The sequence below is a fragment of the Paenibacillus lacisediminis genome (assembly GCF_046567315.2).
In genome coordinates this window covers 1-14,833 of sequence record NZ_JBKIAX020000001.1, presented here as the reverse complement: position 1 = coordinate 14,833, position 14,833 = coordinate 1, and the positions used below count along the sequence as shown (strand labels likewise).

The window sequence follows — 14,833 nt, the reverse complement described above, 5'->3', positions numbered from 1 at the left end:
CTGAAAAAAAGAGAGATTAATAGGGACCAATCCCCATTTATCTCTCCGGAGCTTCCGTTTTTAAAGGTCCTCATCTAAAGGCGATGAACAGGGCAAAAATCAGCGCGAGAATCCCCACAGTGATCAGCAAATTCGCCGCTTCACGAAAAACTCCCCGCACTCCCTCATTTAGAAGCCGCTGTTCATTTTCCTTGAATTTAAGCTTGGCTGCCTCTTCATCCAGCGAATTCAAAAAAGGGCGCTGATGATCGCCGCCGTAAAATTCCATGTTCCTCACTCTCCTGATTCAAGATGGGCTCCGAACATTCAATCTTTAGCCCCATGATATCATAAAAAGGAAAATCGTACCTCCACCTGCCGTAGTGAGTCAAAAGGGCGATTCTCCGAGCTTTCGCCCCGAGAACCGCCCCGTTCGTCACTTATTTCTCAACCGGAATCGTTACTTCGAGTTCTTTGATATAAGTTTTGTCGCCACGGCTGTATGTTCCATTGCTATCTTTACCCTGTCCTACAACACTCCAGTCGTTTTTATTCACCGTGAGAGTAAACGGTTTGATGGTGATTGACTTCGGCGTCCCGTTAAACGGACTGTACAGCTCGTCGACATGGTATTCAGTTTTGGGTTCGCTGTGGAAATATCCGAACTTATTCTGGGTCAGCAGATTGCCCTGATCGTCCACGATATCGTAATACATCATGCTGGCGATATAATCGCCGGTTTGCTCCGCGGAGCTCGGCACTTTCCCGGTGCTGTCGATGACCAGCCGGGTGGTCACCGGTGTAATGACCAGCTCATTTACCGTATAACTGAAATCCTCGTAAGTTTTGGTAGCGTTAGGCTTGAGCAGCACGGCATTGTCCTCGATTTTCACCGGAACCTTGAATTCGAAGGCTTCATCAACGCCCGTCACTTTGGAGCGGATCGTCAGCTCAAAATCATTTCCCCAAGCCGCTTTGTCGGTTAACTGCACCTCTCCGCGGTAGGCATTATCCCGAAGCGAAGTATCTCCAAATCCGGCTGTGCTAACGCCAGCTTTAGCGAAGCTATCTTCACCGAACATGATATCTTTGCCATCAACAAGTACCGTCGATCCTGTCGGTCCTGCCTCTCTAATATAACCTTTTGGTATTTGGTCTTCAGGCTTCTCTCTTTCGGCAAAAGGTACGACAACACCCTCAAGGTCCACACCTTCCCGGTCCAGCACAAAGGACAATCTTGTCCCGTCATACAATAGATCTCTCAGTTTCAGCGTCACACCGTCATGCGTTATGCTTAGGTTCGGGTCTTTAACGAGCCCCTGATCCATCGCGGCCTTCACAGCCTCTTCGGTGGTGCCCTTAAAAATCGTACCGAACACCGGAACTTGCTTTAAAGCCTCCGCCATCGCCGGGGACACGAATCCCGAGCCGATGATCCCGCCTCCGAGAATAGCGGCGGCCGAAGCGGCGACTACGGTCCGTTTCCATACTTTTCCTTTGTTTGCAGCGTATTTTCTCGTTCTGCTCATATTTATCCCTCCAATTTTGTTCATAATTTCATCGCTCATGCTTGTTTTCGGCATCGCCGAATGACGAATCATTCGCTCGATCGCCTCCATTTCAGCGGACTCCGCTTGATCCGGCAAATGTCCCATGGGCCAACACTCCTTTTTCATTTGCTTTTTCCATCAGCTTTTTGCGTATACGCTCATACTTCTTGCGCAAGGTCGCCGGTTTAATTCCCATCACTTCGCCAATCTCCTCAAAACGGTATTGCTCTACCGACTTGAGCAGCAGGATATGGCGTTCCTCCGCCGTCAGATACGTTAATAGTTCCTCTACCGCCGACTGATGCGTGGAAATCTCCTGCACCGGATGCTGCTCCTGGCAGCGGTCAATCAATTTCAATAATCGGCCCTGCTTCTTCTTCATATTGATCAAATGATGGTAGGCTACCTTGTACAGCCAGGCGGAAAACGAAACTTGATTACTGTACTGATGAAGATTCATATAGGCCCTGATAAAAATCTCCTGAACCGCGTCCTCCGTTTCCGCGTGATTTCGCAAAATGTAATAACAATACGTATACATCTGCCGTTCAAACTGGAGGATAATGGGAGCGTAAGCCTCTTTGTCGCCTGCTTTTACGCGCTCAATCTGCGCTTCGATTTCTAGGTTCCTGTCCGTCGTTTCCCCGGGGATGACTGGTTGCAAAAAGCTCACCTCCTTTGCTGTTTACACCTATATAACAACCCGAAAATACCGTTTTGTGACATGCCCTGCAATTTTGCCGAGGATGATTAAAAATAAAAACCCGGATGAGGCCACCTTTTGCGGAGTGGCCATCATTCGGGTAAAGTTGTCCGTTTCATCGCTCATTCATAGCTAAAAATTATGGCGTTATTCCCCCCCAGACATGCATAAACCGCCTTTTTAGGCCCTCCTGCCGGGAATAGGCAGCCTGGTTTCAGGATTTCTCAGCGCATCGGGTTAGGATGTAGATGTGAGAAACTCCGGCGAAAAAGATAAGAGTAAAAAATGTCCCTATTCCGGCGATATCCCCATTGATAGAGAAATAGAGGAAATTTATGCCGCTATTTTCTCGAATCGCAAGGAAATGCCCGCGATCTGCACCATTCATAGGAAAATAAGCACAAAAAATGCCGCTAATGGGAGTTGGGCCTGATCATATCCGGATAATAAGTACATAAAGTTCCGCTATTTTTGAAGGATGATGGTTAGTTGATTCAGTGACATGGCATCAAACGCTGATTTTTAAGTTGAATCCATTTTTTGGCGCTCAAGTCCTAGAATAGCTCCATTTTTTAGAGTTATCCAAAAAAGATGTGTGCATAGTGCATTCCGCAGACGTGAAGCCAGCCGCTTTACGAGTTCCGCTGGGCTTCGATTTTTTCGGCCAGCTCGTTCAAATAAGTCCAGCGCTCCATTAGCCGCTCAAGCTCAGCTTCAGCCTCCTCCTGCTGCTTCATCAGCTCCTGCAGCCGGGCAGCGTCGCTCACCGCCGCTGCCATCTCCCCGGCAATGTTCGCCAGGCGCTGTTCGGCCGCTTCGATCGTCGCCTCGATCGTTTCAAATTCCCGCTGTTCATTATAGCTGAATTTCAGCTTGTCGCCGCGGGAAGCACTGCGGTTGTTCGCGGCGTTTACTACCGCTGCCGCGTCCGATTGGCCGGCTCCCGGTCCCGATGGCCCGGACGAACCGCTCCCGGTGGAAGCTTTCGGCCCGCCGGCTGCCGGCTTGCCCGCTCCGCCGCCAACCGCGGTCTTGCTTAATCCGCCGCCGCCCGCCCGCTGCCGCTCCTCATAATCGCTGTAGTCCCCGACATGCACAGCCACCACGCCGCCGCCCTCGAACGCCATGATTTTATCGACGGTCCGGTCAAGGAAATAGCGGTCATGGGAGACGACGAATACGGCGCCGGGGAACTCGTCCAAATACGCCTCCAGCACGGTCAACGTCTGGATGTCGAGATCGTTTGTCGGTTCGTCCAGCAGCAGCACGTTTGGCGCACCCATCAGCACGCGCAGCAAATACAACCGCCGCTTTTCCCCGCCCGACAGCTTGGATATGGGCGTCCACTGCATGTCCGGCGGAAACAGGAAGCGCTCCAGCATTTGCGCGGCGGTGATCCGCGTCCCATCGGCCGTGGTGACGACCTCCGCGGCTTCCTTGATATATTCGATCACCCGTTGTTTGCCGTCCATCTCCTGGTGCTCCTGGGTGAAATACCCCAAATTAACCGTTTGGCCGACTACGATTTCTCCCTGATCCGGCTCGATCCGCCCGGCGATCATGTTCAGCAGCGTCGATTTGCCGCTGCCGTTTGGGCCAACGATGCCGACACGGTCTCCGGGCACCGCCGTATAGGTCAGCTCGCCGATTAACAGCCGGTCCTCCGCCGATTTGCGGATGCCTTGAATCTCCACGATTTTGCGCCCTAGCCGCGTAGAGGCCACCGAAATATCAAGCGTATCGCTTTTATATTCGGTTTTTGCCGCCTGCAGCTGCTCAAACCGTTCGATCCGCGCCTTTTGCTTCGTCGAGCGCGCTTTCGCTCCCCGCCGGATCCAGGCCAGCTCGGTGCGCAGCAAATTTTGCCGCTTTTGCTCGGATGCGGCCTCCCGCTCCTCGCGTTCGCTTTTCAGCTCCAGGAAACGGCTGTAATTCGCCTCGTAGCGGAACAGCCGCCCATGGTCAAGCTCCAGCATAACGTTGCAGACCCGGTCGAGAAAATAGCGGTCATGGGTAATCAGCAGCAGCGCCCCGCGCCGTTTCTGCAAATAAGTTTCCAGCCAGGCCACGGAATCGTTGTCGATATGGTTCGTCGGTTCGTCCATAATCAGCAGCTCGGACGGGACGATCAGGGCGGAAGCAAGCGCCACCCGTTTCCGCTGCCCGCCGGACATGGTGCCCATCTTCTGGCCAAAATCGCCAATGCCCAGCTTGGACAACACGCTTTTAGCGTCGCTGACCAGCGTCCAGGCCTGCAGCCGGTCCATCTCTTGGGCCAGCCGCGTGAGCTCCGCCTGCAGGGCGGCATCCTCCGGACTTTGCTCCAGCGCTTCCTCGGCCTCCATATAAGCGGACACCACCTGCAGCTCGGGCCCGCCGCCTTGAAACACTCCGCGCAAGACAGAAATTTCCGGATCGTATTCCGGGTTCTGGGCCAGGAAATTCACCCGCACATCCCGGTTTATGGCAATGCGTCCGTCATCGGCCGGCTCCAGCCCGGCAATCACTCGCAAAAACGTCGATTTGCCCGTGCCGTTGACGCCGATGACGCCGATCTTGTCATTTTCTTCCATGCCAAAGGAGACGTCCTGAAACAGCACCTTTTCTCCATAGGTTTTCGTGATATGTTCCACGGTTAGTATATTCATGCTTAATCCCTACTTTATTTAGATGTTGTTCAAAAAGTCAGCTTTTGAAGATTTAAGAATGAATAGTCACCGAAGCGTGCCTTCCTTAAATCGCAAGAAAAACTTCAGCTTAGGGCGGTCTGTCTTCTTTGATTGTTCGCCGATAGAGTTTTTCTTATCACGAAGCAGGTCAGGAAGCGGATCGGGCGTCGAATCTTGAATTCAGCCGGGCCTTCCGTTGCTCACGTACCCAAAACGTACGCTCCGCTACTCAGTCCCTAGCTTCATCCAACCTTCTCGGTGCTGAAAACCTGACTTTTTGAACTTTCACTTTATAGTTTATAGTATCATCCCGATTCCCCAAGCCAGCCCGCCGGCGGCCAGGGAACTGAGTAAATTCACCGCATCGTTGTTCATCCAGCGGAAGCCGCGCACCGGCACGGTCTCCCGGCCGCAGTGGGAAGCGACCTCCACCTCTTTGCCGCAGACGGTGCAGCGGTGCATCCACTGCACCGTCGCGCCAAGCCAGGAGTCGGCGAACGCGCCGAGCAGGCCGGACAGGCCGGCGATCAGCACCCACTGCACGAGCTCAAATGCGCCAGTACCAGTGCCAGCGGGCTTAGCGCCCGCCGCACCCCCAGTCCAGGCAAGCAGCAGCCAGGCCGCCCCGCCGATGAAAACGGCCCCGGCCAGCGCCGCAGCGCTGCCGAGGAGGGTCACCCCGCCTGACGTTCCCGGAGGGATCCGCCGTCCGGTCACAATGGAGCGCGGCGCCGTCCGGCTAAGGCCGCCCAGTTCGGTCGCCCAGGTGTCCGCGGTGACCGCGGCCATCGTGCCGGCAAAAAACCAGCCCCAGCCCGGATCAGGCCAGATCCAGTTGCCCAGGCAGGCCAACATGCCGAGCCCGCCGTTCGCCAGCACCTGCGAGGCGTCCCTGCGCCCGCTTTTGGCATAAGAGCGCTCCAATTCCTCCTTGCGGTCGCCGCGATAATGAGACAGCACGGACGAGCTGATGAAAAACAGCAAAAGCAGGCCAAACCAAAACAGGTTGCCTGCGCCATAATACACCGTCCCCATTACCGCAGCCGCAACCATCCCCGACAGGGATAAGGAGCGTTTCAGGTAAGCCGCTCCAGACACAAGCAGGGCGCACAGCGCCCCTACGATCCAATCCATCATCATATTGCGGACGGGCCGGCCTCAATCACACAGCTGCCAAGCGTTCGCGAACCGTACGCGAGCTCCAGCTTGTCCCCTTGATAAGCAGGCCCTACTCCTTCAGGCGTTCCGGTAAAAATAAGATCTCCTTCACCAAGCCCATAATGTCCGGCGATGTAATCCACAATCTGCTGCAGCGACAAAATCATCCGGCTGATGTTGCCGCGCTGCACGATTTCCCCGTTTTTGCGCAGCAGGAAATCCTCCCGCGCGGTTTCGGCCGCACCGGGGAAAGCGATGTAAGGCGTGATCGGCGCAGATTGAAGAAAGCCTTTTGCCGCCGTCCAGGGATGGCCTTTCTTTTTGAGTTCGCTCTGCACGTCCCGCAGCGTAAAATCGATGCCAAACGCCATCACGTCCACCAACTCGTCGACCGACATGCCCGGCTCATAACGGCGGCCGATCCGCAGCACGAGTTCGGCTTCGTAATGCACTTCTCCCCGATCCGCCGGCAGCGAGATCCCGTTTCCGTCCATCACGGTTACGGCGTGGGACGGTTTCAGAAAGATCATCGGCTCGGCCGGGACGTCGTTGCCCAGTTCCTCGGCGTGGGCCCGGTAATTCCGGCCGACGCAATACACATTAGCGATCAATTTGTTCATCATGGTATTTCCTCCAATTTAAAATAGCCTTGTGCCAAACATCCGGCCGGTTCGTGCACAGCAGAATACCGGGATGAAGCGCCGCAACCTTCCGCAGCGTCCGCACCTCGTCCATCGTCCAAGCCATCACCTCGATCCCCCGCTTAAACGCTTTGTCCGCAAGCTCCGCCGTTAAGGCGCGGTAATGGATGGACAGAAAATTGCAGCGCAGAAGCTGCATCCGAAGCAGCAGATCTTTCGGATAGTGGTCGATGATCAGACCGGTGCGGATTCCGCGGCCGATTTCTCTGATTTTCGCCAGCACACGAGGCTCAAAAGAGGTAAGCACAACCTCCTGCTCCATATGCCGCCGCTTGACAGCGGAAATCACTTTTTCCTCCAGGCCGGTGTAAAGATCGCCTTCCGTCTTGATTTCGATATTGGCCCGCAGACGGCCGGCAATCGCGTCCAGGAACTCGCTGAGGCCAAGCAACCGTTCGCCCGCGTAAACTTGCGATTTCCAACTGCCGGCGTCGAGCTCCTGCAGTTCGGCCCACGTTTTGTCCTTGACCGGACCGCGCCCGCTTGTTGTCCGGTTGAGCGTAAAATCATGAATCAGCAGCGGAACGCCGTCTTTGGAGAGCTGAACGTCGACCTCGATCCAGTGGACATCGGGCTGCTCCATCGCCAGCTTGACCGCGGCCATCGTATTCTCCGGCGCGATGCCGGAAAACCCGCGATGGCCTACACATTGATTACGCAAGCTTATCGCCTCCCTGCGATCATGACGTTCGTCCTCATGTTCAGACATGCTCGCCAATTATCCTGAGGCGGACACATCGCCTTTCTCATCGATGGTTACGCCCGGCGATAAGCTCTCTACTTCTTCAAGCAGTTTCTTCCCGTCCTCCGCCGCCATCGGCACTGGCTGCCCCAGCTCCGTGCGATACGGGATGAGCTGCAGACTGCAATCTCCCTCACGTGTACATTTGGCCGCAAATACGGCGGTTTCCCAAGTTTTCTGATCCAGCGATTTCGTAAAAATAAAGTTGCCCGTACTGTAGGCAATCCACTTCCCTTTATACTCCTCTAAACCCTGCATCACATGCGGATGGCCGCCGATCACCAGATCGGCTCCGGCGTCGATAAACGCATGGGCCAATTCCTGCTGATGATCTTCAAGTTCGGTCACACGCTCCTTGCCCCAATGAGCCACCACCAGCACCAGATCGGCCTGCTTGCGCGCCTCGCGGATCGCTGCAAGCGCCGGTTCGGGATCATATACGGCCGCCACGCCCGGGTGCTTTTTCAAAGCGGTCCACTCATACTCCGGGATGACGCGGCTGAAGCCGAACAAAGCGATTTTCACGCCTTTGCGTTCAACATAAACCGGCGCGTACGCTTCCTTGCTGTTTTCGCCCGCACCCACATATAAAATTCCGTTCTTCCGCAAATTCTTTAGCGTATCTTTGAGACCGGGCACGCCTTGGTCCAATACATGGTTGTTGGCCAGGTTCACCGCGTCGACGCCGGCAGCGGCCATCGGGCCCAGCGCCTTGGGCGGGGATTTGAACACAAATGTTTTGTTTTCGGCCGCTTCTCCGCCCGCAGTTATCGGCGTTTCCAGGTTCAGCACGCTCAAATCATCGTTTTGAAACAAATCTTGGACGTACTTATAAGGATAATCATAACCGGTTTTCTCGAGCTGTTCCTCCACCTTGCCGGAAAAAATCGTATCGCCCGCAAAATGAATCAGCAGCTCCGCCCCGCTCTCCGTTTTGGCACCGTCCGGATCCGGCGTCTCCTCCACCCCGGGTTCGTCCGGGTCCAGGGCTGCTCCGTCATTCGCGGCAGCGTCTCCTTCGCCGGAGTTCTCGTTTCCAGACGAGGAATCGTCAGACGAGACCTCCGGCGTTTCGTTATTCCCCTGATTTCCCAGAGCTATGTTCAGATCGTCGCCCGCTTGTTCCGCGCCGTTCCTTGCGCTGTCCTGCCGCGTACGTTCTTCCAAATAGAAATAAGTTCCCAGCACGATGATCAACGAGATGAGAGTCAGATTGATCAACACCCACATGCGGTTTTGCCGCCGCTGTTTTTCAAGTTTCCGTTGCTTGTGTTTATCCGATCTTCGCGGGTACATTACAGACTCCTTTTAACGCTGTATTTGACCGTATAATTTTATTATATCAGGGATCGGAAAATAAATAGAACCCCTCGCCTATTTTATAGGCAAGGGGTCGCAAAGTCCCTCTCCAAAGGGATTGTCTCTAGGTCTGTGCGACTGTCAATTTGGCCGCCATCCGCTCGGCCAGCTCTTTGGCCTGTTTAATGCAATCGGGCAGGCCTACGCCTTCAAACGCAGCCCCTGTCGCGTAAACGTTCGGCAGCAAAGTCTCCAGCCGCTTGCGGAAAGCGGCGATGTTCTGCAAATGGCCTACCGGATACTGCGGCATCGATTTCGGCAGGCGGGTAATTTCCGCAAACAGCGGCCGGGCCGTCACGCCCATCAGCTTGTGCAAATCCCCCAGCACCAGTTCGGTGATCTCCTCATCGGACAGGAACACTTTGTCCTCATCGCCGGAGCGGCCGACGTAGCAGCGGAGCAGCATTTTATCCTCCGGGCTCGTATGCAGCCATTTGATCCCGGTCCACGTGCAGGCCGTGATGTTCAGCCCTTCCTTGCGCGGCACGAGGAATCCCGAGCCGTCGAAGCTGCCGGTCACGTCTTCCCGTTCAAAAGCGAGCACAACGTTCGCCACAGAGACGTAATTGACCGCATCAAGCGCGGCTACGTCGACATGCGGTCTAAGCAGGTCGGCCGCGGCAAACGCCGGCACGGTCACGATAACGTCGTCCGCCGCCAGCTTTGCGCCAGAAGCCAAAACGACCTCGTACCGGTTTTCCTCCGTACGGCGGATTTCCGCCACTTCGCTTTCCAGGCGCTGATCCACGTCGGAAAGCCCTGCCACCAGGCCTTCCACGAGCGTTTTCAAGCCTTTGCGGAACGTCAGGAAGGCGCTGCGCTTCGTTCCGGTGTGAGTCTCGACCGGCTTTTTCCCGCTCATCATGCCTTTGATCAAGCTGCCGTAGGCCCGCTCCACCTCGCCAAACTGCGGGAAGGTCGACTGCAGACTGAGCTTGTAGGTGTCGCCCGCGTAAATGCCGGCCAGCAGCGGCTCGGTGATATTTTGCAGCACCTCGGCGCCGAGCCGCCGTTCAATAAAGGCCCCCAGCGATTCGTCCTCCTCGCTCATGCGCGGCGGCGTGACCAGGTCGAGCATCGCCCGCATTTTGCCGTTCCAGGACACCAGATCGGTTGTGAGGAAAGGCTCCAGTTCGGTAGGAATGCCGAGCACCAGGCCGGACGGCATCGGATGCAGACGGCCGCCGCTGACGATGTACGTTTTTTTCGCGTTCGGGTTCATTTGCACCAGTTCCTGCTCCAGCCCCAGCTCCCGCGCCAGATCGATCATCGCCGTTTTGCGGGCGAGGAAGGAGTCCGGTCCTTTTTCGATCACGAACTCGTCTTGCTCCAAGGTGTCGATTTTGCCGCCCAGGGTGTTTCCTTTTTCAAGCAGCGTGATTTGCGGTTCCAGGCCCTTTTCCATATAAAATTTGCGAATGTAAAAAGCCGCGCTGAGTCCGGTCAATCCTCCGCCAATGACGACAACCCTGCGGGAAGATTCGCTCATCGTTCTCATCTCTTTTCCCATGTATTCATAATGACGTCGCTTAGCGCTTCCATATACAGCGGTTCGGTATTCAGCGATTCGATCCGTTCCAGCCGCATATCCAGCTCTTTGGCGATCGTTTTGGCCTCAATGTCGAGGTCGTACAGCACTTCCAAATGGTCGGACACGAATCCGACGGGAGCCACAAGCACGTCTTCCACCTGCTCCTGACTCAAGTCCTTCAAAGTGTCCAGGATGTCCGGACCAAGCCATGGATCGGCCGTCCGCCCCGCGCTTTGCCAGGTGAACTGCCAATTGGATACCCCGGCTTTGTCCGCAACGGCTTGCGACGTTTCCAGCAGTTGGTCGCGGTACGGGTCGCCCATGTCCAAAATTTTCTCCGGCAGGCTGTGGGCGCTGAACAGCACTTTCACCTCGTCCCGCTTGGCGCCGGCTTCCTCGAACTGATCCAGCTTGCGGGACACCCGGCCGGCAAAAGCCTCAATCAGCTTCGGATGCAGATGATAGCTATGTACAAAGCTCATGCGGATGCCAATTTCCTGTGCTTTTGCTTCGGCCCGTTTGATGTAGCCGCCGATGCTCATCACGGAATAATGGGGGGCCAGCACAATGCCGACCGCGTCCTTGATCCCGTCTTTGGCCATCTCGGCCACGCCGTCTTCGATAAACGGCCGGGCGTGCTTCAGGCCCTGATAACAAACGAATTCCCGGTCCGCGTTCGCGTTCAGGCGGTTTAACGTTTCCTGCAGCGCGGCGACCTGTTTGTCCGTGTTGGCGCGCAGCGGAAAAACGCCGCCGACGATCGCCTCGTAGCGGCCGACGAGTTCGGCGAGCTGCTCCGCGGTTGGCGGATGGCCGCGCCGAATGTGCGTATAATAAGCCTCTACCTGATCCATACTTTCCGGCGTGCCGTAAGACATCACCAGAACACCGATTTTCGTTTTCACGATTATGGGGTCACCTCTGATCTATGATTTCGATATTAAATTAATTGCCATTGCGATTACACTGTCTGCCTACGTCCGCGGCACCGTCTGGCTGGCGATCGCTTCGGCCGAGTAGGCATGCACAAATTCGGTCAGCTCCCGCAGCTTGTCGATCGAAGCTTCCGGGAACAGGCCATGGCCGAGATTAAACACAAAGCCGGGGGCCTTGACGCCATCGTCGATAATTTCCTTGGCCTGCTGTTTGATGACGTTCATCGGCGCGGTCAACACGTACGGGTCCAGATTGCCCTGCACCGCAAACTTCCCGCCCGTGCGGCGACGGCCTTCCGAAATCGACACGCGCCAGTCCAAACCGATGCAATCCGCCGCAAGTCCGGTCAGCGTCGGCAGCAGCTCGCCCGAACTTACCCCGGGGAAATAAATTTTCGGTACATCCAAATCCTGAAGTTCGGCAAAAATACGAGTGATCGTCGGCAGCACATACTTCTGAAAATCTTTCGGCGCCAGTGCACCAACCCAGCTGTCGAACAGTTGAAACGCTTTGCCGCCGCTTCGTACATGGGCCCGCAAATAAGCGATGACCATATCGCCAAGTTTGTCCATGAGCCGGAACCAAAGCTCCGGTTCGCCGTACATCATCTCTTTGGTGCGGATATAGCTTTTGGACGGACTGCCTTCGATCAAATAGCTGGCGATCGTAAACGGTGCGCCGGCAAACGTAATCAGCGGCACGTCCAGCTCCCGGTCGAGAATGGAGATGGTCTCCAAAATATGGGACAGATCCTTTTCCACCTCAATCGGCTTCAAACGATCGATATCCGCCGCCGTGCGAATCGGGTGATCGATGACCGGACCGATATTTTTGACGATGTCGAATTCGACGCCAAGCGAAGCAACCGGATTCATAATGTCGGAATACAAAATAGCCGCGTCCACCCCGAGCTTGCGGACCGGCATCAGGGTGACTTCCGCCGCGAGCTCCGGCTGCCGGCAAATTTCCAGCAAGCTGTATTTTTCTTTGATTTTTCGGTAATCGGGATCATATCTGCCCGCCTGGCGCATGTACCAAACAGGAAGACGATCTACCTCCTGCCCTCTCAAGGCCAGGATCAAACGATCGTTATAAACCAACCAACACGCCTCCAATACGCTATAAGAGCAATTCTAAATACAGATGTCTGCGAACTTACACTATAAACATTCTAATTTACATTATGCCCTTTTTAAATGTAAGTAACAACTGTCACAACGGCGAATCGGATGACGATCACATGACAATCGCATGAAAATGCAATGAAGTCGCCCGCAAACTACGCCAGCCTAGTTGTGATATACTTAAAAGACATGATCGTAAGCGGACTTTTTAAACTACCTCTTAAAGGATGTTGTTTGCAACCAGATGCGCGGAAAGGAAGTGAAGGCACTTTGCAGACGTGGAAGATCAATCTCATCGTGCTTTGGTTTGGAGCGTTTTTGGTCAATGCGGGGATGACGATGATTACACCGTTTCTCTCGCTGTATCTGGCCAGGGATTTGCATGTGCAGGGCGAACACGCCATCGGCCTGTGGGCGGGGACGATTTTCGCCGCCAACTTTGCGACATCATTTATTTTTCAGCCGATTTGGGGCAAGCTCTCCGATAAGTACGGACGCAAAATCATGCTGCTTCGTTCGGGGTTCGGCATGGCTATCGTCATCACTTTGATGGGCTTCGCGACCCAGCCGTGGCACTTGCTGGCGCTGCGCCTGCTCAATGGGACGATCTCCGGCTTTAATCCCGCCTCGGTTTCGCTCATCTCCGGCACGGCGCCAAAAGAACGGATGGGCTTTGCCATGGGCACGATTCAATCCGGCAACGTCGCCGGCACGATTCTGGGACCGCTCATCGGCGGCTTGATGGCCGAATGGATCGGCTTCCGCCCGATCTTTTACATAACCGGTGCTTTGATGTTTATCGGCACGCTGCTGGCGCTCGTGTTCGTACGGGAAAACTTCAACCGCGAGGAAGCGGCGCATACCCCGCAACCTTCGGTGCTGCAAGGCTTTTTGGAACTGAATAAAACGCCGCAGCTGACGGCGCTGTTCGCCGTCACCTTTCTGCTGCAGTTCGCCATGCTTAGCCCGATGTCGCTGCTGCCGCTGTACGTGGAGAAACTGCATGGCGCCGCAGCCAACGTTTCGTTTTGGGCCGGGTTCGTCAGCGCGGTCACCGGCATTTCCAACATGGTCACCTCGCCGGTGCTTGGCCGGGTCAGCGACAAGGTCGGAGCCCACCGCATCCTGACTTACTGCCTGATCGGGGCGGCGGCCACGCTGATCCCGCAGGCGTTTGTCCATACCGTCTGGCAGCTCATCGTGATCCGGTTTCTGATGGGCGTCTTTATGGGCGGGCTGCTGCCAAGCGTCAACGCGCTGATCCGCTTTTACACCCCCGACGGAATGGAGAGCCGGGCGTTTGGCTTCAACAGCAGCACGCTCGCCCTTGGCAACATGCTGGGCTCGCTGATCGGCGGTTTCCTCTCCGGTTTTATCGGGATCGAAGGCCTGTTTATCATCTCTGGCATCCTGCTTCTGCTCAACACGGTATGGGTGCGGATCAAGCTGTACGAAAAGCCGAAAGTTGCGATGCTGCGACATGGACGGGGGTAGGCCGGGGTAGGCGGAGCTTCTCATACGCGGGTGGCTTCTCATAACAGGCTGGCTTCTCATACGCGGCTGGCGAAATGTCTGCTTCGGCTCGTTCGTGGCGGTTGCAGAGCACATCGGCCAATACACAGTTGGGGAGATGTCAGTGGCGGCTCATACATTGCGGCTGCTGACCACACTCCGGCCGTTTAGTGTAAGTGAGCCAAGTTGCCAGCAGTCTACATCCAGTACCGCCTCCGATCCTAACGGACCACAGCGCCGTTATTCTAGCGAAATCAAGAGTTTTCGGAATGTAACGGACACCAGAGGCCTTATTTGGCGGTTAAACGGCGGTTTTTGGACTTTTTGGGGCAAATAAGAGCTCTCCGGTCACTAGCCATGCGTAAAATCTAACATGAAACGTTAGGAATTAAAGGGAACGAAAAAGTTCAAGCACTTTCCAGGATTTGGTCTTCCCAAGTAAAAAAAATTCTCCTAATGTGGAAGTGTGGCACACGTTATCCGTCACACTCACAAAAGGAGAAATCCCATGGATAACGTACCGAATTTATCGACCATTTGTCAATGCCTAAAGTTGCTGGAGCTTCAAGATTTCCGTTCACTTCTGGGCGATCACTGGGCAAAGAAGCTCTTCACCGGCAACACCATTCAACTGCATGTCGCGGGCCAACTGCTCGGCGCCACGTCGTACGACATGATCACCGAACAACTGCAGGCGCATGTGCCGTTGCAAGCAATTACCGGGCTTTCGTCCATCAGCCCATCGGCGTTGTCCCGGAAAACGACCACCCTGTGCACCGATACGCTACAAGCTGTATTTGTGAAATTGGTCCAAGCGATTCAGCATCTCCATCCGGATCGACTAGACAAACTGCCCGGTGGGAAAAAGC

13 protein-coding genes are annotated in these 14,833 nt (G+C 55.2%); 2 read left to right on the top strand and 11 right to left on the bottom strand.

Annotated elements, in window-relative coordinates:
* Positions 1-70 precede the first annotated feature (70 nt).
* From ACLD72_RS00065 to hemE, 11 genes are all read right to left on the bottom strand, one after another.
* On the bottom strand, positions 71-268 hold the full coding sequence (locus tag ACLD72_RS00065; RefSeq protein WP_410995265.1) for a hypothetical protein: 198 nt from the start codon (positions 266-268) through the stop codon (positions 71-73).
* Positions 269-419: 151 nt separating this feature from the next.
* Complete coding sequence (locus ACLD72_RS00060; RefSeq protein ID WP_410995266.1) at positions 420-1,634, bottom strand: DUF4179 domain-containing protein; 1,215 nt, start codon at positions 1,632-1,634, stop codon at positions 420-422.
* A complete protein-coding gene (locus tag ACLD72_RS00055; protein WP_410995267.1) occupies positions 1,600-2,193 on the bottom strand; it encodes an RNA polymerase sigma factor in 594 nt (197 codons plus the stop codon). Before ACLD72_RS00055 ends, ACLD72_RS00060 begins: the two co-directional genes overlap by 35 nt.
* A gap of 671 nt (positions 2,194-2,864) precedes the next feature.
* The gene (locus ACLD72_RS00050) at positions 2,865-4,880 is read right to left on the bottom strand and encodes an ABC-F family ATP-binding cassette domain-containing protein (protein WP_410995268.1); all 2,016 of its coding nucleotides are present in this window, start codon (positions 4,878-4,880) and stop codon (positions 2,865-2,867) included.
* A gap of 318 nt (positions 4,881-5,198) precedes the next feature.
* Positions 5,199-6,035 (bottom strand): DUF92 domain-containing protein, encoded by an 837-nt coding sequence (locus ACLD72_RS00045; protein WP_410995303.1) that lies wholly within the window; start codon positions 6,033-6,035, stop codon positions 5,199-5,201.
* 2 nt (positions 6,036-6,037) lie between these two features.
* Positions 6,038-6,679, bottom strand: coding sequence for a fumarylacetoacetate hydrolase family protein (locus tag ACLD72_RS00040; RefSeq protein ID WP_410995304.1), 642 nt, complete (start codon positions 6,677-6,679; stop codon positions 6,038-6,040).
* Positions 6,660-7,421 (bottom strand): glycerophosphodiester phosphodiesterase, encoded by a 762-nt coding sequence (locus ACLD72_RS00035; RefSeq protein WP_410995306.1) that lies wholly within the window; start codon positions 7,419-7,421, stop codon positions 6,660-6,662. The genes ACLD72_RS00040 and ACLD72_RS00035 overlap by 20 nt, the downstream gene beginning before the upstream one ends.
* Positions 7,422-7,478: 57 nt before the next feature.
* Positions 7,479-8,798, bottom strand: coding sequence for a CapA family protein (locus ACLD72_RS00030; protein WP_410995269.1), 1,320 nt, complete (start codon positions 8,796-8,798; stop codon positions 7,479-7,481).
* Positions 8,799-8,925: 127 nt separating this feature from the next.
* The gene (hemG, locus tag ACLD72_RS00025) at positions 8,926-10,350 is read right to left on the bottom strand and encodes a protoporphyrinogen oxidase (protein ID WP_410995270.1); all 1,425 of its coding nucleotides are present in this window, start codon (positions 10,348-10,350) and stop codon (positions 8,926-8,928) included.
* 5 nt (positions 10,351-10,355) lie between these two features.
* A complete protein-coding gene (gene hemH, locus ACLD72_RS00020; protein WP_410995271.1) occupies positions 10,356-11,297 on the bottom strand; it encodes a ferrochelatase in 942 nt (313 codons plus the stop codon).
* Between the two features lie 69 nt (positions 11,298-11,366).
* Positions 11,367-12,428, bottom strand: coding sequence for a uroporphyrinogen decarboxylase (hemE, locus tag ACLD72_RS00015; protein ID WP_410995273.1), 1,062 nt, complete (start codon positions 12,426-12,428; stop codon positions 11,367-11,369).
* A 294-nt stretch (positions 12,429-12,722) separates the two neighbouring features.
* Here hemE and ACLD72_RS00010 point away from each other — a divergent pair, with 294 nt between their 5' ends.
* Both ACLD72_RS00010 and ACLD72_RS00005 read left to right on the top strand, forming a co-directional pair.
* A complete protein-coding gene (locus ACLD72_RS00010; protein WP_410995275.1) occupies positions 12,723-13,946 on the top strand; it encodes an MFS transporter in 1,224 nt (407 codons plus the stop codon).
* A 526-nt stretch (positions 13,947-14,472) separates the two neighbouring features.
* The coding region (locus ACLD72_RS00005; RefSeq protein ID WP_458475435.1) for a hypothetical protein at positions 14,473-14,833 on the top strand (361 nt) is incomplete at its 3' end.

Excerpts from the sequence above, each read along its gene's own strand:
- ACLD72_RS00065 (WP_410995265.1), bottom strand. The coding sequence starts at position 268 with ATGGAATTTTACGGCGGCGATCATCAGCGCCCTTTTTTGAATTCGCTG.
- ACLD72_RS00060 (WP_410995266.1), bottom strand. The coding sequence starts at position 1,634 with ATGGGACATTTGCCGGATCAAGCGGAGTCCGCTGAAATGGAGGCGATC.
- ACLD72_RS00050 (WP_410995268.1), bottom strand. The coding sequence starts at position 4,880 with ATGAATATACTAACCGTGGAACATATCACGAAAACCTATGGAGAAAAG.
- ACLD72_RS00045 (WP_410995303.1), bottom strand. The coding sequence starts at position 6,035 with ATGGATTGGATCGTAGGGGCGCTGTGCGCCCTGCTTGTGTCTGGAGCG.
- ACLD72_RS00040 (WP_410995304.1), bottom strand. The coding sequence starts at position 6,679 with ATGAACAAATTGATCGCTAATGTGTATTGCGTCGGCCGGAATTACCGG.
- ACLD72_RS00030 (WP_410995269.1), bottom strand. The coding sequence starts at position 8,798 with ATGTACCCGCGAAGATCGGATAAACACAAGCAACGGAAACTTGAAAAA.
- hemG (WP_410995270.1), bottom strand. The coding sequence starts at position 10,350 with ATGAGCGAATCTTCCCGCAGGGTTGTCGTCATTGGCGGAGGATTGACC.